The 22,938-nt window shown below is 40.5% G+C and carries 25 protein-coding genes and 2 tRNA genes; 17 read left to right on the top strand and 10 right to left on the bottom strand.

The window, feature by feature from the left end:
* Nucleotides 1–8: 8 nt before the first annotated feature.
* Together rcsB and rcsD are read right to left on the bottom strand one after the other, a co-directional pair.
* A complete protein-coding gene (gene rcsB / locus PTE_RS15450; protein ID WP_036848192.1) occupies nt 9–662 on the bottom strand; it encodes a response regulator transcription factor RcsB in 654 nt (217 codons plus the stop codon).
* Between the two features lie 5 nt (nt 663–667).
* Nucleotides 668–3,358, bottom strand: a complete 2,691-nt coding sequence (gene rcsD, locus PTE_RS15445) for a phosphotransferase RcsD (RefSeq protein WP_036848190.1) — start codon at nt 3,356–3,358, stop codon at nt 668–670.
* Between the two features lie 215 nt (nt 3,359–3,573).
* Between rcsD and PTE_RS15440 the strand changes: the two genes are divergently transcribed.
* Nucleotides 3,574–3,661 (top strand) — tRNA-Ser (locus PTE_RS15440).
* Between the two features lie 140 nt (nt 3,662–3,801).
* On the opposite strand, the gene PTE_RS15435 is transcribed toward PTE_RS15440, so the two are convergent.
* From PTE_RS15435 to PTE_RS15400, 8 genes are all read right to left on the bottom strand, one after another.
* A complete protein-coding gene (locus tag PTE_RS15435; protein WP_036848188.1) occupies nt 3,802–4,428 on the bottom strand; it encodes a LysE family translocator in 627 nt (208 codons plus the stop codon).
* Between the two features lie 152 nt (nt 4,429–4,580).
* The gene (locus PTE_RS15430) at nt 4,581–5,531 is read right to left on the bottom strand and encodes an ornithine cyclodeaminase family protein (protein WP_036848186.1); all 951 of its coding nucleotides are present in this window, start codon (nt 5,529–5,531) and stop codon (nt 4,581–4,583) included.
* A gap of 28 nt (nt 5,532–5,559) precedes the next feature.
* Nucleotides 5,560–6,102: a carboxymuconolactone decarboxylase family protein gene (locus PTE_RS15425; RefSeq protein ID WP_036848182.1), complete on the bottom strand. Its 543-nt coding sequence runs from the start codon at nt 6,100–6,102 to the stop codon at nt 5,560–5,562.
* Nucleotides 6,103–6,170: 68 nt separating this feature from the next.
* The gene (locus PTE_RS15420) at nt 6,171–6,749 is read right to left on the bottom strand and encodes a prephenate decarboxylase (RefSeq protein WP_051477422.1); all 579 of its coding nucleotides are present in this window, start codon (nt 6,747–6,749) and stop codon (nt 6,171–6,173) included.
* Between the two features lie 19 nt (nt 6,750–6,768).
* Nucleotides 6,769–7,716 (bottom strand): branched-chain amino acid transaminase, encoded by a 948-nt coding sequence (locus PTE_RS15415; RefSeq protein WP_036848179.1) that lies wholly within the window; start codon nt 7,714–7,716, stop codon nt 6,769–6,771.
* Complete coding sequence (locus PTE_RS15410; RefSeq protein ID WP_036848173.1) at nt 7,713–9,119, bottom strand: phenylacetate--CoA ligase family protein; 1,407 nt, start codon at nt 9,117–9,119, stop codon at nt 7,713–7,715. The genes PTE_RS15415 and PTE_RS15410 overlap by 4 nt, the downstream gene beginning before the upstream one ends.
* 6 nt (nt 9,120–9,125) lie before the next feature.
* Entirely contained in the window at nt 9,126–9,548 is a 423-nt protein-coding gene (locus PTE_RS15405) for a DUF2000 domain-containing protein (protein WP_021325278.1), read from the bottom strand.
* 1 nt (nt 9,549) lies between these two features.
* Nucleotides 9,550–9,903 carry a Dabb family protein gene (locus PTE_RS15400; RefSeq protein WP_036848170.1) on the bottom strand — a complete coding sequence of 118 codons (354 nt, stop codon included), beginning with the start codon at nt 9,901–9,903 and terminating at the stop codon, nt 9,550–9,552.
* A 568-nt stretch (nt 9,904–10,471) separates the two neighbouring features.
* On the opposite strand from PTE_RS15400, the gene PTE_RS15395 reads away from it, so the two are divergent.
* From PTE_RS15395 to PTE_RS22920, 16 genes are all read left to right on the top strand, one after another.
* Nucleotides 10,472–10,547 (top strand) — tRNA-Thr (locus tag PTE_RS15395).
* Nucleotides 10,548–11,761: 1,214 nt separating this feature from the next.
* A complete protein-coding gene (locus PTE_RS15390; protein WP_036848167.1) occupies nt 11,762–12,181 on the top strand; it encodes an antiterminator Q family protein in 420 nt (139 codons plus the stop codon).
* A 318-nt stretch (nt 12,182–12,499) separates the two neighbouring features.
* Nucleotides 12,500–13,045 (top strand): phage neck terminator protein, encoded by a 546-nt coding sequence (locus PTE_RS15385; protein WP_422615331.1) that lies wholly within the window; start codon nt 12,500–12,502, stop codon nt 13,043–13,045.
* Nucleotides 13,046–13,048: 3 nt separating this feature from the next.
* Nucleotides 13,049–14,518, top strand: coding sequence for a DUF3383 domain-containing protein (locus tag PTE_RS15380; protein ID WP_081738241.1), 1,470 nt, complete (start codon nt 13,049–13,051; stop codon nt 14,516–14,518).
* Nucleotides 14,519–14,527: 9 nt separating this feature from the next.
* Nucleotides 14,528–14,968 carry a DUF3277 family protein gene (locus tag PTE_RS15375; RefSeq protein ID WP_036848161.1) on the top strand — a complete coding sequence of 147 codons (441 nt, stop codon included), beginning with the start codon at nt 14,528–14,530 and terminating at the stop codon, nt 14,966–14,968.
* Between the two features lie 99 nt (nt 14,969–15,067).
* The gene (locus tag PTE_RS15370) at nt 15,068–15,478 is read left to right on the top strand and encodes a phage tail assembly chaperone (protein WP_036848158.1); all 411 of its coding nucleotides are present in this window, start codon (nt 15,068–15,070) and stop codon (nt 15,476–15,478) included.
* 32 nt (nt 15,479–15,510) lie between these two features.
* Nucleotides 15,511–15,681 carry a DUF6889 family protein gene (locus tag PTE_RS25820; RefSeq protein ID WP_165577095.1) on the top strand — a complete coding sequence of 57 codons (171 nt, stop codon included), beginning with the start codon at nt 15,511–15,513 and terminating at the stop codon, nt 15,679–15,681.
* Nucleotides 15,671–17,440 (top strand): hypothetical protein, encoded by a 1,770-nt coding sequence (locus PTE_RS15365; protein ID WP_036848155.1) that lies wholly within the window; start codon nt 15,671–15,673, stop codon nt 17,438–17,440. Before PTE_RS25820 ends, PTE_RS15365 begins: the two co-directional genes overlap by 11 nt.
* 2 nt (nt 17,441–17,442) lie before the next feature.
* On the top strand, nt 17,443–18,048 hold the full coding sequence (locus PTE_RS15360) for a phage baseplate protein (protein ID WP_036848153.1): 606 nt from the start codon (nt 17,443–17,445) through the stop codon (nt 18,046–18,048).
* Nucleotides 18,033–18,338, top strand: coding sequence for a phage baseplate plug family protein (locus PTE_RS15355; RefSeq protein ID WP_036848149.1), 306 nt, complete (start codon nt 18,033–18,035; stop codon nt 18,336–18,338). The genes PTE_RS15360 and PTE_RS15355 overlap by 16 nt, the downstream gene beginning before the upstream one ends.
* 131 nt (nt 18,339–18,469) lie before the next feature.
* Complete coding sequence (locus PTE_RS15350; RefSeq protein ID WP_036848146.1) at nt 18,470–19,423, top strand: phage protein; 954 nt, start codon at nt 18,470–18,472, stop codon at nt 19,421–19,423.
* Nucleotides 19,423–20,178, top strand: coding sequence for a Gp138 family membrane-puncturing spike protein (locus tag PTE_RS15345; RefSeq protein ID WP_036848143.1), 756 nt, complete (start codon nt 19,423–19,425; stop codon nt 20,176–20,178). The genes PTE_RS15350 and PTE_RS15345 overlap by 1 nt, the downstream gene beginning before the upstream one ends.
* Nucleotides 20,175–20,522 carry a contractile injection system sheath initiator gene (locus tag PTE_RS15340; RefSeq protein ID WP_036848140.1) on the top strand — a complete coding sequence of 116 codons (348 nt, stop codon included), beginning with the start codon at nt 20,175–20,177 and terminating at the stop codon, nt 20,520–20,522. Before PTE_RS15345 ends, PTE_RS15340 begins: the two co-directional genes overlap by 4 nt.
* Entirely contained in the window at nt 20,515–21,708 is a 1,194-nt protein-coding gene (locus tag PTE_RS15335) for a baseplate J/gp47 family protein (protein ID WP_036848137.1), read from the top strand. Before PTE_RS15340 ends, PTE_RS15335 begins: the two co-directional genes overlap by 8 nt.
* The gene (locus PTE_RS15330; protein ID WP_036848133.1) at nt 21,705–22,277 is read left to right on the top strand and encodes a DUF2612 domain-containing protein; all 573 of its coding nucleotides are present in this window, start codon (nt 21,705–21,707) and stop codon (nt 22,275–22,277) included. The genes PTE_RS15335 and PTE_RS15330 overlap by 4 nt, the downstream gene beginning before the upstream one ends.
* Before the next feature lie 2 nt (nt 22,278–22,279).
* The coding region (locus tag PTE_RS22920; RefSeq protein WP_209435501.1) for a tail fiber protein at nt 22,280–22,938 on the top strand (659 nt) is incomplete at its 3' end.

Here is a 22,938-nt window from a genome sequence, read left to right as displayed (position 1 = left end):
GACCGTATTTACTGAATATGATCATCTGTATTGACAGCGACAGAAGCAAGATAATTGAGTAGTGCAATATCGTTATTGACCCCCAGCTTTACCATTGCTGATTTTTTCTGGCTGCTGATTGTTTTGACACTGCGATTGAGTTTTTTGGCAATGTCTGTTACCAGAAGGCCTTGGGCAAACAGGCGTATGACCTCGCTCTCTTTTTGTGATATTGGTTTGTCGCCGTAGGGGGTTTTCGTCACTTTTTTCAACAGTTCGGCAACGCTCTCCGGTATAAATTTTTCCCCTTGTTTCAGGGCGGTCAGTACATCAGGTAAATCTGTTGGTGCTCCTTGTTTTAAGACTATTCCTTCAATATCAAGTTCAAGTACAGCACTTAAAATTGCTGGATTATTGTTCATAGTCAGAACAATGATTGATAACCTGGGATAATGCCGTTTGATGTATTTAATCAAATTGATCCCATCACCATAGGTGTCACCAGGCATGGATAAATCAGTGATCAGTACGTTTGCTTTAATACAGGACAGATTGTTGATCAATGTAGTAGAGTCTTCGGACTCGGCTACAACGTTGATCCAGTCAAGCCGTTCAAGTGATTTGCGGATGCCAAACAGAACAATTGGATGGTCATCAGCAATAATGACATTAAGGTTATTCATCTTATTTAGTTACCCTGCTGCAATAGCCTTTTGACGATGGCGTCAATGTGGCTAATGCTATTTTTAATTTCTATTTTGTGACTGTCTGTTATGCGTTGTTCCAGTGTTTCGCAAGAAAGTTTGAGGAATTCCAGGTCTAACATAGCAAAGACGCCTTTCAGGCGGTGTGCTGTTTGCGAAAGTGATACCAAATCATATTGCTCTATATCAGTATACAGTTTATTAATATCTATCGGTACTGTCTCGATAAATAATTGTCGGTAATCGCTATTAGACAACTGTTTTTGATAACTATTTATAACATTGTCAAAATCGTAATCAGGGTTTTTATCGGTAAATACTGACATTTCTGAATCGACATCCAATTCGTTAAAACTGAAGCTTCTCTCAATTAATAACGAAATGGCATTGATAACAGCTTCGCTTAGATTGTAATTACACCGAATATAGTCAGGTTTTATCTGCTCAAAGCCAGCCAAATCATCAGCCAATAATATAGTCGATTTCGTTGAGTTATACGGCTTATCTGTCAATATGATATCGTATTCTCTGCGCATATTTTCTTTCTTTTTATCAAAGTAAGCCGCGCCATAATGATTCAGGTGATTTTGTGTAATCTGACAGATTTCAGTATTGCTGATATCCAGTAAAGCGGTAATGTCTTCCAGTAGCTGCGGGCATTGGTCTTGGTCGATTATCAAGGGCAGACTGATAGTGTAATGTGTTCCAAGGCTGGGTTTGCTATTTATCGTAAAATGACCATTTAATTTTTTACACAATTGATTACATAGATAAAAGGTCATTCCTGAATTGGATTGATATTTATCGCCGGTTGTTTTGATTAAAAATGGGTAATTCAAATTGGTCAATTCTTTTGCATTAAGCCCGGAACCGGTATCCATTACTTCGATCTGGATGTGATCTTTGTATTCCTGAGAATAATTAACTATAAGTGATATTTTTCCATAAGATGTGATCGTGATTGCATAATTAACCAACATCAGGACGATTTTACGGATGATGAAGCCATCGCCGATCAATAGTGATTCAGGATTAATATTACAATGATAATAATAATTTAATCCCTTATTATTCATCTTTGGAAATACTTCTTTAAGAATATCTTCTAATGTGGATGATAATGAAAATTGCTCATTCTTTGCTTGCCAGTCACCTGATTCTAATTCATTGAGTAATGAGATATTCTCGATCCAATCGGATATATCTGTGGATTTAGCTAATAAATTGTCGACGATACGATCACTATTTTCTGCTATGAGCATTTGCTTAAGTTGGCAAGCGATATTATTTAATTCCTTTATTGGTTGTTTTAATTCAGAACGAATATTAGTCAGCATAAAACGCCGGGCTTGTACGCTTTTATCGTGTTCCAGGTGGGCAAGTTGTAGGCGTCGGTTAATTAATGCTTCCTGGTCTTTATCTTGCAGTAAAAACAGATAAGTTTCAGGTAACGGGTGGATGCTGTACACCTTAATTTCATAGACTGCATCGTCAATGGATGTCTGAATGACGCCATGATGCTGTTTTGCCATCATCTTAATTTTGTTTAAGTCGATATTAGGCAACAGATGATCGGCAATGTTATTACTCATAATTATCTGATTTATTGAGAAATCATAAATCAGTAAGCCAATTGGGATATTGGAGATAATCTCGTGGCTTAACGCATCCTTAATTTGCAGCTCATGATTCATAAGTACATTTGGGGTAATATATTTTCTGCGAATGTAAATAAGCCCCCCTAAAGACAGGATAATAAAAATTGAATCAGTCAGTAACAACCAGATATTTCTGTATAATAAATCGAGCAGTAAATCTTTGAGTGATATCCGATACAGTAGTTTGTATTGCGTACCCTTGAGCGGTTGAGAAAATTCCAGCCAGAAGCCATTCTGTGAGATATTCACTTTATTAGTTTCATGGGGATTTTGTGTGTCGTCAGACAATAAGATGAAGTTTTTTGCCGACATATCCATAGGAAGAAGATGACAGATAGGCAGATCAAAAGCGATAACGGTTGCCAGTTGTCCGGGTGAATTAAACGTTGCCCGGTAAGTATAGAAATAGATATTTTCGCTACTGAGTTTGCGGATTGATGAAATATTTTCCCGTTCATCTAACGCTGTGGATTGCATCAGCATTTCTGAACGTTTCGATTCGGCGGTCAGTGTGAGATAACTTTCTTTGAATCTTAATTCTGGTTTAAGAATAGAATAAGTTGTTATCAGAAACAGACTGTTATCTTTGCCATTCAGATAGTACATCGAGTTGTATTCATTGCGGGCGCCCCACAAAATCTCCATATAATTGGAAAGGCGTTGCGCCAACTCTGCACTTGCAGGGCTATGGTGACCAAAAATAATGGTATCGACAGTTTGATAACGACTCTCAAGCCAGTAAACATCAGGCCGTAGCTTCATTAGCGAAACGGGTTCCTGTGGTTTAAAAGATGAGATATTGGCTTGTTCAAAGATAGCATTAGCGTGGTAACGATAATCTTCTATCTGTAATACTATTTTGGTTGAAACGCTATTCAGTGCATACTTTTTTCCCATCAGCCAAGCGTTGAAGTAGTTATAGCTGTATAAAAACAGGGAAACAAAAAGCAGAACAATGAACAGGCCATAGTAACGGTTTATGGTTGATGAATTAATAGAAGATTGTTTGTTATACATTCGTTGAGTAAAAGCCTTAATAATTGCTTGGCTGTGCTAGCGAGCTCGTTAAGTTGATGAATCTGATGATCCGATGTATTTATGTTAATTCTAGCAGGATCGGGGCAGGGAATGATATTGTCGATCGAGGATTGAGCAAACAGTAAAGAAATCACAGAATTTTTGCGATAAAGACTAGACATATTATCATGCTATAGAGCATAATCCTGCGCCATGGAAGGATGGCCGAGCGGTCGAAGGCAGCGGTCTTGAAAACCGCCGATGGGAAACCATCCTAGAGTTCGAATCTCTATCCTTCCGCCAAATACTCACCCCATGCATACGTGCATGGGGTTTTTTTATTGTGGTGTGTTACTCAGATGATGATTTGCAACAATAACGTCTGCTGGGACAGATTCTTATTCAATAAAACCGTGGAAATAGACCGTGGAAAGAGTAAGAAATCAAACGTTTTGAATCAGCATAGCGACCGCAGCACCTAACATAATAACCGATGCGCCTCTATACATAAGCTGTTGTGCACGTTGGCTTGATAACAGATGCCGAATACTGAGGGCACCGAAAATAAATACCGCTCCCACGGCGAGTAAGACAAAAATAGTCAATGGCACTAACATGAATCCCCAGATTTGCAACGAGATAGATTCCATGTTAATGACCAAAGGTAACAGTGCAAGATAGAAGGCAATGGTTTTAGGGTTGCCTAATGTTATGGTTAGACCAGATAACCATGCCGCAGCCAGTGCTTTCTTATTAGTGGGTTGGCCTTCACCAATCGGCTGATGATCTGCAAACCAGAATTGCCATGCCAAATAACTCAAATATAATGCAGCGCCCCATTTCACAATAGCAAATAAAGTGTCAAAGTGGCTCGCAATAATGGACAAACCAAATATAGCAAAAGACAGATAAGTTAGATCGCCAATAACCAGACCAAACAACATACTAAATGCCGTTAACGCGCCACCATTCACGCTTCTGGCAACCACGGCAGCCATACCAGGGCCAGGTATCGCGGCTGCAACAGCAAGTGCTGCTGTATAAGTGAGTATTTGTGACACTTCTAGCATATATTCCCTCTCAAAGATAACCCATCGAAATAATTAAACATAGAAATGTCACTTGCATACGCAAGTGACAAGTAAGGATTTTAGTATAGAACGACAACCCCATTTTTCTAACATGGATTGCCTTAACTTTGACACATTTTTATCTAAAACAGTTAAGACATTTTTATTAGTTGTCGAATGACTTCCCGGGAAAATACCATATCTTGGACGGCCAAACCGACGGATTGGAATATAGTTACACCTTGCTCAGACAAATTGGCATGAGATTGAGAAACGGTACCAATTTCTATTCCAATGGCTGATTCGCTGAGAATGCCTTTCTCCCGTGCTTTAATGACAGATTGTGAGGCAGCCAGTACCGATTCGTTGGAATCAGTAAACAGGGCAGTATTGCTATACACATCTTCGTTCAGTTCCTGGAATCCCAGTGCCGAAGCGCCAATGGCATTGACATGGCATTTAGCCGGTAACTCTTTTCTACTGATTATAGGGTTTCGTGATGCTGTGGTTGTGCAAATAATGTCACTATTGAGCACCGCCTCAGCAGGTGAGGATTTGATCGAAATAGCAAGGTTGAGAGTTTTATCACACCATGTGGCAAACTCACGGCATCTTTCCTCACTGCGACCCCATAAAGTGACTTCCTTAATCGGACGAACATATAGCATGGCTTGCAAATGTGCTCTTGCCTGTAGGCCAGTGCCAAGTATCGCCAACCGGCTGGCGTCTTTTGCAGCGAGAAGATGGGTTGCATAAGCAGAAGCGGCCGCGGTGCGAATTTCGGTAATAGCGCCAGCATCCACTACAGCCATACCTGAAACACCTGGCTCGTCGTAAACCAGCACACTACCAACGTGTGAAGGTTTACTACCATTACTTTGAAATCTTACTACCACTGACTTTAACCCAAATCCTTGATATGGCCCTTCCTTTATATAAATTGGCATGGTGCCCATTAAGCTGCCGTCTTCGCCTTTTACGATATTGCGTAAAGGTTGCTCTACTTTTCTTTCCGATTGCAATTTAAAGGCTATTTCGCTTAGTTTAAGACTAAGCTCCATCGTCAAATAACGTGCAACGGCTTCTTTATCGACATAAAGCATATTGATGCCTTTCAATATCAGTGATCAATTAAAGGTCGCCCAACTTGAAATTATCATCAATTTCAGTTCCGGCAATGCTATTGAGAATGGTAGACATATTCTTTTGAGAAACACCTAACACGACATCCAGCATATTCTGTTTACTGAAACCACGGCTTAAGAACAAATCAATGGCACTTCTTTTCAATTGTCCCCGGCAGTAAATAACGTCTACAGTGAATTCACGCAGCGCTAGTAATCGTGGGGAGAGATCATCTGTTTTTTCAATTAATGCTTTAACTGTTTTTTTATCTACACCATTATGAACGGCAATAAAAGCATGTGCCTGAACGGTATAGTCACAACCATTTTCTATTCCAGTGGTGATCCACACTACCGCTTTTTCTTCTTCATTCAGTGAGCTATCAATAAATAAGTCATGTGCGCGTTGATAAGCGGCTAATAATGAAGGAGATTCTGACATATAACCACTTTGGTTAGGTACCCAGCCAAAATCATCAATGGAACTCTGAAGTAATCTCTTGCTCTTTTCAGGTGTGGTAGTAATTGAGTGTAAAGTAAGTAAAGACATAATAACCTCCGTATATCGAAATTTTAAATAGATCTATATAGTTGCATATTTCAGAGCGATATTGGCTCTTATGCAGATGTAAATACTGACCAAAGCATTTTAATTGGTCGAATATGAGAAATAAACTTTAGTTTGTGTAATTTTGCTGCCACTTCCGTCGTTAGTGCGGCATCTACCTCTAAATTGGCGACCGCTTTAGCGGCTGAACTTGTTGAATCTTTAAAAATGATATCCGCTATTTTCAGGCTATCGGGCAACAATTCTGGGATTAACGCCTTTGGTGCCGGATGGGTTGCAATGACTATGTTATCTTTAGTTAATTCGTCACGAATAGCTATACCATAATTTGGTGTGTAATTTAAAAACGCGGCGGACAAATTAAATCTATTGTCCATGTAAAACTCGCTAATATTGTAATAAGCATTGGCTACCACCAATGCCTGGCAGTCTTTTAAAATAATCTGACTGCTGGCTTCTTCGTAAGTATTACATAGAGCAACTTGGTAACTTTTGGCTACTTTGTTTTCAATTGCAAACTCACCAAAACGGATAGCCGATTGCTCACTACTTGTACCTGACGGGCCTAAAGTCGCTATATTTAAAACATCAAATATCTCTTTGTCGAAACTAAAAAAAACACACTCCATGGTGTCTCCTGGATTTACACTAATAAACCGGACTTAACCAATGTGAAAACTCACCGATTCTGCCTCTCACTATTTCTTGATAATCTTTAGCGATAATATTGGCTATGGAATCTTCCTTTTGAATATATGATATATTGTCTATTTGCGAAACAATTGATATTTCAATGCCAGTACCTGTTAAGAAACAGGCATCTGCTTCATAGAGATCCTTTTGTTGCACTTCTGACTCGATACAGGGAATATTGTGAAATTTACAAATATCGAAAACAGATTGTCTGGTTATTCCATTAAGAATGCCAGAATCAAGCGATGGTGTAATAACACAATTATCTTTAACAATAAAAACGTTTGATGTACTTGCTTCTGCACACATGCCTTGTTCATTCAGCATAATCGCATCATCAAATCCATGTTCTTTGGCATCTTCGTAAGCAAGTGCAGAATTAACATAGGTGCCGGTAATTTTTGCAGAAGAGGGAATGGCTGCATTCGATACACGCCGCCATTTTGAAATAAGACACTTGGAAGCCGTTTTTTTAGCGTAAGCGCCCATAGGCAACATATTAATACAGAGGGTTGAGTCTACACCACTTAGCTTAACGCCAAATTTTTCACCAGGCATTAATGATTTTTTAAGCGCCAATGGTCTGATATAAATATCTTGTTTAAATCCGTTTTTAGTAATGATATTTTTGGTAATATCGGTCAATTCATGACTGGTATAAGGTAATTCAATTTTCAGTGTTTTTGCAGATTGAATCAACCGTTCATAGTGCTCATGTACTCTAAATAAATTAAGCTGGTTGTTATCCTGGTCCCAATAAGCCCGTATCCCTTCGAATATACCGGTGCCATAATTTAAAGCTTGGGTACTGGCGAGAAAGGTTGCGCTGCTAAAGTTAATATATTCTCCGTCTAGAAATACGATCCAATCTTTATGAACCGGACTAACGATATTGGTTGTCATTTAGCTGCCCTCTTTTTCATGATTTCTAAAGCTGAATTTCGCTCAATATTGTTGTTATCATCTCTCAGGTCATGGATCCGTGCGGCTTTCCAGCTGACCATTGCCGCCGTGCCAATCAACCCGCCAACATCTCCGACATGCACATCGACCTTCATATTGAATTTGGATTCCATTTTTTTCTTTATTTTGCTAATGAGTGAAGCATCATTTAATTCATCGCTTGGTTCTAACGTTATTTTCAGTTCGTCTGTACCCGATATATTGTTGATTTCAATAAAGTATTCAAAGCAATATTCAAGCTCTTCAAATACTGCGTTTTCAATGTCAAAAGCGTACACATTGGTATTGTTCAACACTAATACATCTTTTACTCTGCCGATAGGCTCGATTTCCCAGCGATTTAAGCCTATTGCTTTGCATCGAACCATATCCCCTGTTTTATATCGAATCAGTGGCTTATTCCCTTTATATAAATGTGTGATCACTAATTCGCCGGCAACGTGGTTATCACCAACATTTAATTTTTGATGAGTAAAAGGACAAATCAGCTCATAGTAATTATTGAATGGAATAGTAATAAGCTTATTAGTATCGTTGCAAGCCGCTAAAATTGAGGTTTCTTGCGATGCATACATGCAGTTGTAAATTTTAGCTCCCCAGTTGCGGGATAAGTTTCTTAATCTGTTTGGCGTAATAAGTTCGCCAAGTACTAAAATGATTTCGATACCTAATGTCTGTGGATTACATCCATTGTCCCGGCAATATTTTAGCAACTCAGCAGCGACCGCAGCGGTACAAACTAAAGCGGTTATTTTGAGATCTTGTATCAGCCTTAGCACTCTGTGCATACCGACAACCGGCGAGCGAGGCCACATTTTGATGACAGTATGCCCTAAACTGCGAAATACATCTTCAAATGTATCGCCGGTGGAGTGCAATTCCGTTGGCCCCATGACGCCAATAATATGTTGTTTACCTTCCTGATTAAAAATAGACTCATATTGTAGTGTCAGAAAACTATTATTCACTAAAGAATCTATTTCATTACGGGGGCAAGGTGTTGAAGGCCCGGTTGTACCTGTTGTTTCATAATATATCCAGGCGTTACTCAGGCTATCCGAAGATATTGTGTTCCCTGCTTTACTTAAATCTGACTTTGTTGTAAAGGGAAGTTTTTCAATGAGTGAAGATAAGTTGTTATTGTCATCATTCGAATTTATTGCATTAAGACGATCACTATAGAAAGATGATCCATCTTTTGCATAATTGATGATTTCTTTCAGTTTTTCATATTGTATTTTTTCCAGTGCAGATATATCTATCTCTCCAGACATATATTGTTTTAATTCAGTCAGGTATTTCAGCCCTAATTCATGAAGATCGCTTCTAAAAATAGAATACATAATGTGTTACCTGTAAAGTGGTAAGTTACCAGTGAGTTTATTGATATCTTTCTTTGGTCCAACTATGCCAATTCCAGATAACTTCAATTCATCAGAATGTTCAGCGGATAATTTACCTTCATATTCCTCATATGTTCTGCATGATTGAGCCAAACAAGAAAAAGGGCTCAACTTAAAATTATCGTCAGATTTTAATTTATGATGAATAGCATCCAGGACATCATGGCTTGCTTTCAAAATAGGCAGAGGTGTTTTAACAACACCGGGATAACAAATGCTGTCTTTACTAAAAACATCGTGCCCGACGATTCCATTAATAGTTTTACCGATTGAAACACTAATGACACTTAATGCATTCATTGCCAAACCAAGTGGCAGGCTATCAGCAATAACGACTACGCTTTTATGCAGACTTTCGTCAAACTCCATACTACTTTCCTATTAACTGAGCAAAATTGATTAATTTATTTCTGTCGATAATAATATCCGAAACGGTCCATGTACTGATTTCTTTCCATAGCACTACGCCTTTTACATGATCCGGATGGTTTATATATATATTCAGGTCTTCGTAACTTTCAAAGTAACCAATTAAACTAAAATCAACCGATTGCTTTCTGTCTACCGTACTGCGACCACAAAACCATCCTTTAATTTCACCTATCTCATTGATATGATTTAAAGTCACTTTCTCTGCTAATATAGCTTTTTCACTATCCCAGTTTATTCCATCCTTGAAGGTAAAAAAAACTTGATGTGCAATTAAGTTATTTTTGCCTGGCATAATCTACCTCATAATTAATAATTTGAGTTATAATAACATGTAGAAATGATCTAATTTATACCTAATCCTAGCGCATACCTGATTTAGTTTTTTTGACTTGCGTCTAATTTAAATAGCATATTGCATTTATAGCAGTCAACTATTTCCGGATGGTAATAAATGAAAGGTAAGTGGAAGAATTGCTGTTTTGTTGCCTTTTTTGAGTATTTGTTTTTTAACATGTTAACAAGCCTTCATATAATTTGGGAACTTTGAATGTCCTGTCTTCCATTGCTGTCAGACAATAAGGCTACTTTATGACCAGTGGTTATCTTCTGATAGGTGACGAATTGTAATGAAGTATTTCTTTGTTATTTCTGATTTGTCAGAAGTTGACGTGTTTCTTGATGCTAAAGATGCATGGTAGCACTTGGCGTCAGGGCGCGCCTTTGGATAGTGGTATGTTGTTGAATATACTACTAATGATAGGGCTTTGGCTGTGTTTTTAAATAATCTATTATTTATGCTTGATTATTTGTATCAGGTTGTAATATACTGCGCACGCTTTCGGGGGCAGCCCCCGGAATACGCCGGCTTAGCTCAGTTGGTAGAGCAACTGACTTGTAATCAGTAGGTCACCAGTTCGACTCCGGTAGCCGGCACCAAATCAAATGAGAAGCCGCCATCTTTCAGAAGATGGCGGCTTTTTTCATCTTTGTCGTACAGAAATACTGTTTATATATCCAGAAAAATCTGCCGTTTTCCGTTACAATTTCTTGTTAAAATGGGTACCTGCAAAAATTAATAGTTCATCAGCTTGGAACAGCTAAAACATAAATAAAATAAATACAAACTTTCAGGTGATACAAGTTTATTTATGCTTGTCAAAGCTAACAGAGAAAAATATTAGTGTTTGTGATGTCAGTCTTTCAGGCGTAAGAAAATGTTTGCTATGGCGTGTATTTATCTATTAGTCTGATGAGCGTCGGGAAAAAAAGAGATGAGGCATGGCAGAGATAGAGGAAGGTATTGATATTGTAAAAACGTATTAGATAAAAGTAGCTTTAGACTAGCAAAATATTTTCTATAAACTGTCTATTGAATAGTATGAGTTAGAAAACTTACTGCTCAAAGAAGGGTATATTTGACAGCATTAAAATTTTTCGCATAGATATTTACCTGATAATTGGTAATTTTTCGTTGGCAACATGAGTCCTATTTATGCCTTAAAGGCTTTATTTAATCTGGTTAAGATATTTAAAATACTGTTGGTTAAATCCCGTATTTACGCTGGTTTATCGTTTATTGCCATACCAACAGTATGATTTCTGTATCCTTGATTTCGGTGTAGAAATCCGCATTTCACGACCGATTTTAAAGCCGATTCAGAATATTTTTTACACTTTAATATCTATGAGATAAAAAATCTGTGCTATTTTTTATTTAATGTGTTTTTTTATCTTATAATAAGAGGGGCTGATATGTTGTTTGAAAATTTTCGGGAAACAATAAAGAGCATTCGTGTTTTTTTAGGTTCTGAGTGTTTTCAAAGAAGGTATATTAGAGGATTAAGAGACGCTTATAAAGTTAAATGAGAAATGTTTAAATGAGGAAGAAAAACACCTTTTAGTCATCTGGATTAACAACGATATTATGTATTTACCTCTAAAGTTAAGCCCGGTCAGAATAGGGGTTATTTAGTGTTTTCATTTAATAGACTTAGTAAGAAGATGTATTTAGACGATGTAGTTAAGCAACAAAGAAATACAGAAATAGAGAATGAGAAATTTGTTATAATACCGAATGCATGGATGCATGAGACCATTCCGAAAATAATTTTTACTACTATTTGTTACTAAAAGTTAAAAGGTCAAAATGTATGCGTAATATTCAACAAGTTTTAGAACGTTGGGGCGGTTGGGTTGATGATGACACAGGTGTCAATTGGCCACCAATCGCTGCTGGATTTAAAGGTCTGATTACGTCAACTCGTCCATTGCGTCCTTCCTGCTGTGATAATGACGGCTTGATCATTGATGCTTGTATAGCAAAGCTACAAACGGTAGATAAGTCTGAAGAAATTGAAGTTTTATTTATGTACTACGCTTTAGGGCTTTCCAAACGGTCCATAGCGCGTTTACTTAAAGTATCGGATATTGAAGTGCGTTCCCGGTTACAAAAGGGAGAAAGTTTTGTACAGGGATGTCTGGCTATGCTCAATATTAAGTTAGAAATGGATGATGAAATACGAGGGCACAAAAAGCTTACGCGTACGCAAAAAGCTATGGTAGTGTACTAATCAGTTAAAGTTGCGAATAAGCGCTAAAGCTAATAAGCCCCGATATTTTTATCGGGGCTTATTTCATTTGGTTCTTGCAGCATTTGCTATTACGTACCGATAGAAGTGAAAATTTGAATAATAATTGTAAAGGCCGCACTTCATTGCGGCCTTTTTCGTTTTTGCCGCCGCGAATCGCTCACGCATATTTCCTTTCCTTATTTGCGGTCGGTATTCCTGTTAAATCAATCATAACCCGGTACTGGGAACGAAGCCTTTATTGAGCTTGGTTTACCCAGGCACATGGTGAGTTATTGCTGTTTGATGGAGGTGTTTTTGATGAGCAACAGTAGTGATAAAGCGGGTTGGTTAACGTCTGTCACGTCTGGGCCTGAGTACGATGAGGAACTGGAACATACGTTAAGTCGCTGGGTGTGTGGTGTTTCTGGTTTGCCTGACGATAAAGTGCGTTCCCGCTGGACATCCGCACAATCGCCACCGTTACCGGCGGATGATGACGGGTGTGATTTTGGCATTACGGGCTTTATTTCAGATGTTACGCCTGCTTTTGAGAACCAGACCGAAGAAAGTACTGAATTATGGCGTCATGAAGAAATCGAATGCCTGGTTTCATTTTATGGCCCGAATTGCCAGCGATACGGCACCTGTTTTCGTGATGGGCTGGCGGTCAGTCAGAACAATGACGAATTGAGTCGTTTCGGCCTCTCAGTAGATAAATCCGGCCAGTTGATTGCTTTACCTGAGCTTATCAATAACCAGTGGGTGCGTCGTTATGACATGACGATCACCTTGCGGCGAAAAGTAGTGCGTGAATACGGTGTTAAATCACTGGTGGAAGCGCCTGTCAAATTCTTTGGAGATTAAATTATGCAGGGTTTACCTGTTTCAAACATTATCAATGTCACGTTGAATATGGCGCCTCATGCGGCCCAGTCCCGGAACTTTGGTGCGTTACTGATCATCGGCGCAAGCAACGTGATCAACACTCACGAGCGTTTACGTCTGTATTCTGATATCGATGGTGTCGGTACTGATTTTGGACTGACTTCACCTGAGTATCAGGCCGCAGCGCTTTATTACTCCCAGTCACCACGCCCGGTTGATTTATATATTGGTCGATGGGCTAAAGACAACGTTATTTCCTCTTTGCAGAGTGCAATATTGAACAAGCAACAGCAAACGATCAGTAAGTTTACTGCTGTGACGGATGGTTCTTTTAAGTTAATGATTAATGGTAAAGAGGTGATATGCAGCGGCATTGATTTGAGTAAAGAGACGAATCTTAATGGCGTTGCCCAACGGGTAGAGGATAAGTTGAAAGATTGTTCAGTCACTTATGACATGGCATCTTCACGTTTCACCATCGTACCGCATTCTTCGGGCACTATGGATTATATCTTACCGGCAACGACCGGAACTTATATTGGCGAATTGTTAAAACTGGATGAAGTCTCTGGCGCTATGGTTACTGAACCGACGAAAGCAGAAACGATTGCTGAGGCGGTGGCGACACTGGGAGCGCTATCCAGTGGTTGGTACGGGTTGGTTATTGCTGATGACACTCTGACAGATAAAGATATTTTGTCTGTTGCCGACTACATCGAATCCGCGTCTGTTTCTCGTATCTATGGGCATACAGTACAGAAAACAGACGTATTGGATGCTGACGTTGCTACTGATATCGGATCACAGCTGAAAGGCGGAAATTATCAGCGCACGCTCTGGCAATATTCATCCGGTAAACCGTATACCGTCGCTTCTCTGATGGGACGGATGTTTACCGTGAATTTCAATGGCAATAACACCACTATTACCCTGAAATTCAAACAGGAACCTGCTGTTACTGCGGAAAGCCTGACAGCAACCCAAGCTAACGCCTTGAAGAAGAAAAACGGCAACGTTTTTGTTAAATACAACAACGACACGGCCATTATTCAGGAAGGTGTCATGGCAAACGGCGATTTTATTGATGAACGCCATGGTCTGGATTGGTTACAGAACTACGTTCAGAACAATCTTTATAACTTACTTTACACCAGCACCAGCAAGATCCCACAGACTGATGAAGGTGTCACGCGTTTGATTACCAATGTTGAACAGTCACTTGATCAAGCGGTGACCAATGGATTGATCGCTCATGGTGTATGGGGCGGCGATCCCATTGGTGCGTTGAATAGTGGTGCAACGTTGACGAAAGGTTATTACGTTTACGCACCACCAATCGCGACACAAGCGCAGGTCGATAGGGAAGCCCGAAAAGCACCGGTTATCCAGTGTGCTATCAAATTAGCAGGGGCTGTTCACTACGCTGATGTCATTATTAATGTAAACAGATAAGGGTTGAAAATGGCTACATATTCTTTTCTTGATGTCTCCGCGTCTATTACCGGAGTCGGTGGTTCTTTTGATCTTGGCAACGGCGCAGCTCTCTCTGATGAGGGTATCACCGTCACGATGTCAGAAAGTAAAAACACCATGACCACAGGCGCAGACGGTGAAGTGATGCATTCATTGCATGCGACCAAATCTGGCACCATCACCGTTAACTTACTTAAAACCAGCCCGGTAAACGCCAAACTGAACGCGATGTTGAGTACACAATCGCTTTCATCGGCAGCATGGGGTAATAACGTCATTGTTATTCGCAATAAACAGAGTAACGACACAGCTGTTGCCCGTTCTGTCGCATTTCAGAAGCAGCCGGATTTGCAGAATGCTAAAGCCGGCAATACCGTTGCCTGGATATTTGATTGCGGAAAAATCGACATCATGTTAGGCACATTCTAACGAATTGACTTCATAGACGCTGAAATAACGCTCAAGCCAGCATTGGACTTATATTTCGGTGGCTTGAGCAATTTTGCGGATAGGTTTTAAGGGGTGATCATGGAATTTGAAATTGACGGCAAAAAGTATCGCGGTGGCAAACTGAACGCTTTTCAGCAACAGGATCTGGCAGTGGCTTTGGCGCCAGCCATTCCGGCACTTGGACCGCTCATGAAAAAGCTTGTTACAGCCAACAATGATGAAAGAGAGACTAGCTTTGAAGAATTGCTGCCTTATCTGGTTGAATCAATCAATGCACTGGGAAAATCCAACCGATATGAAATTAATGACATTTGCTTATCAATAATTTCCCGTGAACAGAATGGTATCTGGAGCAAGATTTATGAATCTAATGGTCAGGTATTGATGTTCGATGACATCAATGGCTTAGAGTTGCTGAAAATTGTGGGTTTTATTATCAGAGACTCACTGGGAAATTTTTTTCCCGCCCCATTAGAGAGCGTAGTGTAATCCCGGGACAATCCAGCTTAAATTTTGAAACCTTGCCGGAAGGGCGTGATTACCTGTTACGCCCGGTCATTGCGGGGATGTGCCGTTATGAATCTTTGAAAGATGGCGTTCTTGACCTGGCTGATATTGCACTGATGAATGATGCCCTTGACGTTAAATCAGAAAATGAGGCCATGATAGAGAGGTGGCGAAGTGAGCAATAACACTGAAACAATTGAAGATTTCCTGGTATCACTTAGGTTTGATATTGACGAGGTGGGGCAGCGTAAATTCATGGCTGTTATCACGGAAGTCACGTCTAACGTTCTTAAAATGCGGGCGGAAATTGAAAGCGCAACATTAGCGGTGGTTAATTTTATCACTCAAATCGCTAACGGCCTGGATAAGCTCAGTGGGCAATTGCAGAAAACAGGCGTAACAACTGAAAAAATTAAATCTATTGATGGTGGTGTCAGTCAGGTTGGGGCAAATGTTGAGGGGCTTTTGCCCAACATGGGCATTCAGGCCAGTGATACAAATAGCAACCATTGTAATACGGCTTCTTTGGTCTCATTGATAAGTGAACAGTTATTAAAAACACCAATGGATTGTGCTGGTCAATCCACCGGCACACTTGATAGTGATGACATATTTAATGCCGTTGAGGAATTAGTCAAATGGTTAGACAAAGGGGAAATCTCAGCGAAAGGTTTATTGGCGACACTGAATGAATTGTGGAAATTCACAGGAAGAAAAATCACTCTGGGTATACTCTTTGATTTTAATAATCGGTTAAATGCATTACAGGAAGAAGCAAAAAGAAATCACGAAAACGTGGGTGAAACTCTAATGCGGCGGCGAAGAGAGTATGAAGCAAATAAAAAACCACTTATAACATCTGAGCAACTGAATAGCTGGATGTCAACACATGGGATCTATATTGCTTCTGACTGGACACTGTTTTTCAGCAAAGATAAGTATGAAAAATACCAGCAACAACTTGATGTCAGGAAAACCATAATTGATAAAGGACACCGCCCAAAAGTTACTGATAATATTCCTGCTAAAGTATCAGACCAATCAAGTAAAACGAAAAAGGAACGAAAGAACAAGCCACTAAATAAAGATCATCTTAAGACTGGTGTTGTTAAACAGCATGATGCTCATCATGGTTTAATGGCTACAGCTAACCAGTCGATAAATGTTTTTAACAGTGAGCTTACAGGGGCAAGATTAAAGAAAATAATGTCATCCAGAGGGGTACGGAATAATAATCCATTAAATATGAATTTTGCACATCAGACAGGGGCGGTACTTGAAGATAACCCAAAACCCAGATTTGCTAAATATCCAGATGCCTACAGTGGATTAAAAGGTGCAGCCCATCAGTTGAGACGTTATTTTCGTGGTCAAACTACCGGAAAAAAGCTACAGACCATTGCAAGTATTATCCCAACATGGGCACCATCAAAAGATGGCAATAAGACTAAAATTTATATTGCCAACGTGTCTAAAATGATGGGAGTTTCTAAGGATGCATTCATTGATCTCACCGATCCTAATGTGATGCAAAGGCTGATTGATAGCATGATGGTAGTAGAAAGTGGTGGTAATCCTTATTCACCTGAACTGATCAGGGCGGCAATTACCGGAGCGCCACCGCCAGCGAATAAACCTTCAGGCTTGGCCGGGCATCTGAATAATGTCGCTCATTATTTGAAAAATATTTCGATTGATCCCCGAATAATCAGTGGTGCGGCGATAAATATCAACAGTATGATGAATCATCAGGTAATGACTCCCCATTTACTGCTGCATACGCCAATACCAGCTGGTAATAATGTGATGGGGATAGGGGAAGTAAATTATCATATTGAGGTTAATGGCGTTGAATCTCCCAGAGAGGCAGCAAGACTGACTGGGGAAACAGTAGAACGCACTCACAGTATGCTACTTCGAAATATGCAAACACAGGTGAGATAACAATGGATATATTATCAGTCATGTTTTCTCAGCAAACGAGAAAAATAGGTGTCATTGTACCGAGTGTTGTTATTTCAGAAACCCATACGGATACATCCAATATAACAGATCATCCGGTCCAGCAAGGGGCGACAATCAGCGATCATGCTTATGACACGCCATCAGAAGTTATAATGAGCTTGGGTTTTGCTGGTGGTGGTTCGTTGCTTGATGTTGTGGATACCACAAAAGTATTTGATATTGCTACCGGATTGAGCCTGGGAACCAACCCGCGTGCGGTATATCAACAGTTGCTTGATCTGAAATCATCATATAAACCTTTTGATGTTGCGACAGGGAAACGTTTATACAACAACATGCTAATTCAAAATATAAGTGTTACAACGGATAAAACCAGTGAAAACGTTTTGTCAGTCACTTTAACCTTGCGTGAAGTTATGATTGTTGAAACATCGCCGAATAAGACCGCGCCGGCGGAAAATATGAAACACTCTGAAGATACGGCACCTGTGGTTAATGTCGGAACCAAAGTCACGGTGAAGCCGTCATTACCACAAAGAATTCTTGACTTTATTATAGAACGAGGTAAAAAATGGCTGGGATTGTAGAAATTCCTTTATCACCTAAAAACCAGCAATTTGATGTTCAGTTAAATGGAATTAACTATAAAATGCGTTTGATGTGGCGTGATATTGCGGGCTGGATATTAGATATTATGACGCCGGACAGTGAACCCATAATCAATGGCTTGCCGCTGGTTTTTGGGGTTAATCTGCTTGAACAATATTGTCATCTTGGTTTTAATGGTTCATTAATCTTTTATGGTGATATAAATCAGCAAAAACCTTACAGGAATAATCTTGGTAAGGAGGATAGATTATACTTTGTAGTAAGTTAACGTGGTAAAAATGGAGGATAATACACTTTTTGGGAAAGATGCAGTTTTATAGCCACAACCTTTAACTTCCTATGATTTATTACACGTGCCGCTTAATTGCGGTTTTTTTGTTTCTGTTAATTAGGTGAATTATGTCAAAACAATGGATAAGAGAATGCCACCTTATCGTTGTAGACGAAAAGGGTGAAAAAGTAGATTTATCAAACCTGAAAATCATATTTAATATCAACAGAGCTGAACACTCCTATCCGGCTACGGGTGTTTTCACGATATATAACCTCAATGACGAAACCAGTAATAAATTACGCCGAAATGAGTTTAAAACAATTAAATTTGTAGCGGGCTATAAGGAGAATTCAGGACAAATATTTTCAGGCCAAATCCAATACACACATGTGAAGAGAGAAAGCGCAACCGATACCTGTGTTGTTATTCAGGCTGCGGATGGGGATGAGCCACACAATTACGCGACCGTAAATACCACTATTGCCGCTGGATATTCGCAAGCAGACTTAGACCATTTACTGATGCGTGATATTGCCAAATATGGCATTACCGCCGGTTTGCGCCCGGAATTCCGCAAATCAGCATCTCCCAGGGGAAAAGTGCTTTTTGGTATGCACCGTAATGAAGTTTCTAATTTGGCAAAGCAATGTGACGCTAACTGGCGTTACGAAGATAACCAGTTGCATATTGTGCCCAGGAATAAATATCTGACAGAGGCGGTTGTACTCACATTAAAAACCGGTCTGATTGGTATGCCTGAACAGACCATCGGCGCCGGTATTAACGTTAAATGCTTAATCAATCCCAATATCGGCCCCGGCACATTAATCAGACTGGATAATCGTTCAATCAAGCCGGTTGAGCCTTCTGGCGATGAAACACCTAAATCTGACAATCATAAAGATGCAAAAGAGCAACCATCAGCATTGGATTCTGACGGTGATTACATCGTCTTCAGCGTAAATTATTCCGGCGACACCCGCGGAACTGACTGGTACATGGAGATGATGTGTGTTGCGAAAAGTGATCACACATTGCTGAAGAAATTAATGAGCAATAAAGATAAGGCAACCACCTGATGATAAATACTGATGAACGACTAAATAGGCCCGAAGCGGTCTTTTTTTCTATGCAAGAGGTCATTAGCGCCGGATTGTATGTCTCTTTACCTTGCATTATTCAATCATTTAACGCTGATGCGGTCACAGTAACAGCACAACCCGCTATCAGATGGAAAATCAGGAAAAAAGACGGTGAACTGGAATCCGTATCTTTGCCGTTACTGGTCGATGTGCCCGTTATATTTCCAAGGGGCGGGGGAGTGACATTAACCTTCCCGGTAAAAGCGGGTGATGAATGCCTGGTTGTATTTGCTGATCGCTGTATTGATTACTGGTGGCAATCTGGCGGCGTACAAGAGCCGGTAGATCCCCGGCAACACAACCTCTCCGATGGATTTGCGATTATTGGCCCACAATCCCAGCAACAAAAAATAGCCGATATCAGCATCAGCACCGCGCAGCTAAGAAGTGATGATGGCGCCGCTTATATCGAACTCGATCCCGGTAGCCATAATGTCACAGTGATCACACCGGCGAAACTCATTGCCACTGCACATGGCGGTACTGAAATCACCTCACCTGAAATCACCCTGAATGGCAACGTCACCATTAACGGCAACTTATCGCAGGGAATGGGATCGGGTGGCGGTACAGCAACCCTGCAAGGCCCGGTCACGGTGAACAAAGATCTGACCGCGGGTGGCATAAGCCTGATGAACCATACGCACGGTGGTGTACAAACCGGTAGCGGTAGCACGAGGAAACCGCAATGAGATACAGAAGAGAAATTGACAACGACTATGTATTTGGTCGTGGTGAAGCGAGTTTTCTTATCAACTCACCGGAAACGGTCGCGCAGGCGGTGAAAACCCGCCTGATGTTGCGCAGTGGCGAATGGTTTCTTGATGACCGGGAGGGAACCGATTACGACAAAGTACTGGGTAAAGGCACATCAAGTTTTTATGACCTGATTATCAGACAGCGAATACTGCAAACGCAGGGCGTGTCAGAAATTATCCACTACCGTAGTGAAAGAAACCCCAACACAAGAAAAATCACCATTACCGCCACGATTGACACGATTTATGGACAGACAGGAGTAACTGCTGATGTATGAAAGTATTATCACCTCAATGTTACCTGCTATTGATAAAAACGGGATCAACGCGCCTGATTATCAAACCATCTTAAATGGCTGGAAGGCGATATTCAGGGACATCTACGGGAACGATATTTACGTTGAATCTGACAGTAAAGACGGGGTTTTTCTGTCGCTGATAGCGTACGTTATTCACGGTTGTAACAACGCCACCATTGCTTCCTACAACTCATTTAGCCCGACAACTGCGGTGGGTGAAGGACTTTCCCGCAGTGTCAAAATCAATGGCATTACCAGAAAAAGCCCCAGTAACTCAACGGTGGATGTATTGATAACCGGTCGGGCCGGAACCGTTATTCGCAACGCATCCGTTCGGGACGACGCTGGAAACACCTGGTCACTCCCTGATGAAGTGATTATCGACACGCACGGGCAGGCTATTGTGACGGCCATATGTCAACAGACCGGCGCGATTGGCGCACTGCCTCACACGGTTAATCAGATTGCGACGCCAACCTTGGGTTGGCAGACAGTGACAAACCCTGTTGCGGCCACCCTTGGCCGGGGAATTGAATCCGATGCAGAACTGCGAATACGCCAGGCGGTTTCAGTCGCATTGCCTTCACAAACCATTATGGATGGATTAATCGGTGCGATTGCTAACCTGCATGGCGTCTCACGTTATCGGGGATACGACAACGACACGGATCAAACCGACGAAAATGGCATACCCGCGCACAGTATAGCCATTGTGATTGATGGTGGAGACTCGAAAGAAATTGCTCAGACCATCTTAAAAAAGAAAACGCCGGGCATACCGACATTTGGCACCACTGCTGAAATTGTCACAGACAGTGCTGGCAATGAAAAAACGATAAACTTCTATCGTCCTTCGCTGGTGCCAATTTACATTGAAATTCAGATTAGGCCCTTTGTCGGATACACCTCGGATATTGGGAATAGCATTCGTACAGAGATATCTGACTATATCAACTCACTTTACATTGGTGATGGGATATATGTTACCCGCCTGTTTGTTCCGGCAAACTTGTGCAATAAAAACGGCAGCCAGACATATGAAGTCTTGTCTGTGATGGCCGGTAAAACAGCATCAACAATAGATTCGGTGAACATCAACATTGCTTTTAACGAAGCGCCGACTTGTTCAGCTGAAAATATAAAAATAGTGACGGTGCTCAAATGAATAAATATATGAAACTGATTCCGGCGTATCACATGGAGGGTAAAAAATACGTCAGAATGCTTGAAGTGGTTACTGATATATTGAACCAGAGTGCACTTACAAATGAATTACTGATTAGCAGTTTTGACCTTGATAAAGCGGTGGGTAAACAGCTTGATATTATCGGCGAATGGGTAGGGAGAAACCGAACAATCCAGGCTCCGATTGAATACTATTACTTTTCCTTTGATATTCCTGAATTAGGATTTGATTACGGCACATGGAAAGATCGGTTTGATAGTGACAAAAGTTATATCGACTTGGATGATAACAATTACCGAATCGTGATTAAAGCCAAAATAGGGGAAAACAACTGGGATGGAACGGGGGAATCACTTAATCACATCCTGAGTTTTATTCATTCAAACCATAACATATCCATATCCTTTGAAGATAACTTGGATATGTCATTTACCGTGACTGTAAAAGGTAAATCAATTAGTACTATCACCAAAGAAATTATCCGTCAGGGTTATCTCTCCATTAAACCAATGGGAATAACGGTTAATTACCATGTCGTTGAGGGTTAGAAATGGCTAAAAATGACTTTAAAGCGTTTGCCACTGGCGAAAACGCGAATACATTATCGCAAGAAGAATATGAAAGTTTAGGTTTTATTGAAGAGGGATTTAAATCAGGAATAGCAAGGAGTGAACAGCTCAATAAAGTTTGGCGGCAATCCTCAATTATTGCTGCGGTGATTGGGAAATATATTGCAGAAAAAACGGGTGAAGATGTTATTGATGATGGAGATCTTGAGAAACTCGTAGGGCAATTAGATTTGGCATTAAAACAAAAAATTACGGCGGAAATTCCGGATGCTTCGCTTACGCAGAAAGGCATTTCGCAACTGAACAACGCGACAAATTCTGACAGAGAAGATCAGGCAGCAACGCCGAAAGCGGTGAACGATGTTAGAAAAATGGCTGAAGGTAAATTAAGTAGCGTTGCTGATGCTACGTTAAGCCAGAAGGGGATTGTACAGTTAAGCAGTGCTACTGATAGCGCGAATGAAACCTTAGCTGCGACTCCTAAAGCAGTTAAGGGCGCATATGATTTTGCCAATACGGCAAATGTAGAGGCTAAAAACGCTCATGATGAAGCAAATAGGGCTACAGATAATGCCAATAGCCGGTTGGCAAAAAATCAAAACGGTGCAGATATCCCTAATAAAAGTGAGTTTATAAAAAA

The sequence above is a fragment of the Photorhabdus khanii NC19 genome (assembly GCF_000517265.1).
In the GTDB taxonomy this organism is placed as follows: Bacteria; Pseudomonadota; Gammaproteobacteria; order Enterobacterales; family Enterobacteriaceae; genus Photorhabdus; species Photorhabdus khanii.
This window is presented reverse-complemented; position numbering and strand designations above follow the sequence as displayed.

Excerpts from the sequence above, each read along its gene's own strand:
- rcsB (WP_036848192.1), bottom strand. The coding sequence starts at position 662 with ATGAATAACCTTAATGTCATTATTGCTGATGACCATCCAATTGTTCTG.
- rcsD (WP_036848190.1), bottom strand. The coding sequence starts at position 3,358 with ATGTATAACAAACAATCTTCTATTAATTCATCAACCATAAACCGTTAC.
- PTE_RS15435 (WP_036848188.1), bottom strand. The coding sequence starts at position 4,428 with ATGCTAGAAGTGTCACAAATACTCACTTATACAGCAGCACTTGCTGTT.
- PTE_RS15430 (WP_036848186.1), bottom strand. The coding sequence starts at position 5,531 with ATGCTTTATGTCGATAAAGAAGCCGTTGCACGTTATTTGACGATGGAG.
- PTE_RS15425 (WP_036848182.1), bottom strand. The coding sequence starts at position 6,102 with ATGTCTTTACTTACTTTACACTCAATTACTACCACACCTGAAAAGAGC.
- PTE_RS15420 (WP_051477422.1), bottom strand. The coding sequence starts at position 6,749 with ATGGAGTGTGTTTTTTTTAGTTTCGACAAAGAGATATTTGATGTTTTA.
- PTE_RS15415 (WP_036848179.1), bottom strand. The coding sequence starts at position 7,716 with ATGACAACCAATATCGTTAGTCCGGTTCATAAAGATTGGATCGTATTT.
- PTE_RS15410 (WP_036848173.1), bottom strand. The coding sequence starts at position 9,119 with ATGTATTCTATTTTTAGAAGCGATCTTCATGAATTAGGGCTGAAATAC.
- PTE_RS15405 (WP_021325278.1), bottom strand. The coding sequence starts at position 9,548 with ATGGAGTTTGACGAAAGTCTGCATAAAAGCGTAGTCGTTATTGCTGAT.
- PTE_RS15400 (WP_036848170.1), bottom strand. The coding sequence starts at position 9,903 with ATGCCAGGCAAAAATAACTTAATTGCACATCAAGTTTTTTTTACCTTC.
- PTE_RS15390 (WP_036848167.1), top strand. The coding sequence starts at position 11,762 with ATGCGTAATATTCAACAAGTTTTAGAACGTTGGGGCGGTTGGGTTGAT.
- PTE_RS15385 (WP_422615331.1), top strand. The coding sequence starts at position 12,500 with ATGAGCAACAGTAGTGATAAAGCGGGTTGGTTAACGTCTGTCACGTCT.
- PTE_RS15380 (WP_081738241.1), top strand. The coding sequence starts at position 13,049 with ATGCAGGGTTTACCTGTTTCAAACATTATCAATGTCACGTTGAATATG.
- PTE_RS15375 (WP_036848161.1), top strand. The coding sequence starts at position 14,528 with ATGGCTACATATTCTTTTCTTGATGTCTCCGCGTCTATTACCGGAGTC.
- PTE_RS15370 (WP_036848158.1), top strand. The coding sequence starts at position 15,068 with ATGGAATTTGAAATTGACGGCAAAAAGTATCGCGGTGGCAAACTGAAC.
- PTE_RS15360 (WP_036848153.1), top strand. The coding sequence starts at position 17,443 with ATGGATATATTATCAGTCATGTTTTCTCAGCAAACGAGAAAAATAGGT.
- PTE_RS15355 (WP_036848149.1), top strand. The coding sequence starts at position 18,033 with ATGGCTGGGATTGTAGAAATTCCTTTATCACCTAAAAACCAGCAATTT.
- PTE_RS15350 (WP_036848146.1), top strand. The coding sequence starts at position 18,470 with ATGTCAAAACAATGGATAAGAGAATGCCACCTTATCGTTGTAGACGAA.
- PTE_RS15345 (WP_036848143.1), top strand. The coding sequence starts at position 19,423 with ATGATAAATACTGATGAACGACTAAATAGGCCCGAAGCGGTCTTTTTT.
- PTE_RS15340 (WP_036848140.1), top strand. The coding sequence starts at position 20,175 with ATGAGATACAGAAGAGAAATTGACAACGACTATGTATTTGGTCGTGGT.
- PTE_RS15335 (WP_036848137.1), top strand. The coding sequence starts at position 20,515 with ATGTATGAAAGTATTATCACCTCAATGTTACCTGCTATTGATAAAAAC.
- PTE_RS15330 (WP_036848133.1), top strand. The coding sequence starts at position 21,705 with ATGAATAAATATATGAAACTGATTCCGGCGTATCACATGGAGGGTAAA.